This window comes from Variovorax glucosi (assembly GCF_051216695.1).
GTDB lineage: Bacteria > Pseudomonadota > Gammaproteobacteria > Burkholderiales > Burkholderiaceae_C > Variovorax.
Genome location: NZ_JBPJZE010000296.1, coordinates 1 through 1,120 on the forward strand (window position 1 = coordinate 1; position 1,120 = coordinate 1,120).

Consider the following 1,120-nt stretch of genomic DNA (forward strand, 5'->3'; position numbering starts at 1 on the left):
CCGCTGCGAGCGGGCTTTTTTGCGTCCGGGATTTCCCTGAGATCAGACGTCGAAGAAGGCAGTCTCGTCAGTGCCCTGCATGCGGATGTCGAAGCGATACGTCACCGCGCCGCCTTGCTCCACGCGCTCTGCGATCAGCGTGTGGCGGCGATCGGCCGGCACGCTCTGCAGCACTGCGTCTTTCGCGTTGGCTTCGGCTTCGTCGCTGAAGTACGCGCGCGTGAACGCATGCAGCAGCAGGCCGCGCATCAGCACGATCAGGTTGATGTGCGGTGCTTCGCCGGGCGATTCGGCGCCGGGCTTCACGGTGTGAAACACGAAGCGGTTGCCTTCGGCGGTGCCCGTGCCGACGCGACCGAAGGCGCGAAAGCCGATGGCTCGCGCTTCTTCAGGCGTCTGCGGATAGCGGCCTTCGCCGTCGGGCTGGCTGATCTCGACCAGCGCATCGTTGATCGGGTTGCCGTCGCCATCGATCACCCGGCCTTCGAGGCGGATGCGCTGGCCTGCGGCCTTGTCGAGCGCCAGCACGGCGTCGAAGGGTTGGTCGAAGTCGTAGCCGTACTGCGTGGCGGTGAGGCCGTAGGCGAAGTAGGGGCCCACGGTCTGCGAAGGGGTCTGGCCGAAGTCGGCTTCCTGTGCGGTCATCAACATGGTGTGTGTCTCCTGGCTCAGCGGTTTTCGAAAGGCGTTTCGTCTGCGCCGCGCAGCACGATGTCGAACTGGTAGCCCAGTGCGTAGCCTTCCTCGGTGATGTCGAGGCTGAAGTCGGCGATGAGCCGGTTGCGGTAGCGCTCGGGCGTGCCGGTGATCATCGGGTCGTACTGCATCAGCGGGTCGCCGGGGAAGTACATCTGCGTGACCAGTCGGCTCGCGAAGCGCTGGCCGAACAGCGACAGGTGAATGTGCTGCGGGCGCCAGGCGTTCGGGTGGTTGCCCCAGGGGTAGGCGCCGGGCTTGATGGTGAGGAAGCGGTAGCGGCCTTCGCTGTCGGTCAGGCAGCGGCCTGCGCCCAGGAAGTTGGGGTCCAGCGGCGCGTCGTGCTGGTCGACCTTGTGCACGTAGCGGCCGGCGGCGTTGGCTTGCCACAGCTCGACCAGCGTGTTGGCCACCGGGCGGCGGC

Annotated in this window: 2 protein-coding genes; both read right to left on the reverse strand. The window is 66.6% G+C overall.

All coding sequences use genetic code 11. The features are described 5' to 3' along the window. Positions 1-42 precede the first annotated feature (42 nt). Positions 43-651 carry a protocatechuate 3,4-dioxygenase subunit alpha gene (gene pcaG, locus ACSFA3_RS25095; protein WP_435466200.1) on the reverse strand — a complete coding sequence of 203 codons (609 nt, stop codon included), beginning with the start codon at positions 649-651 and terminating at the stop codon, positions 43-45. A gap of 17 nt (positions 652-668) precedes the next feature. Next, a partial coding sequence (locus ACSFA3_RS25100) for a dioxygenase family protein (protein WP_475544589.1) occupies positions 669-1,120 on the reverse strand: 452 nt, incomplete at its 5' end.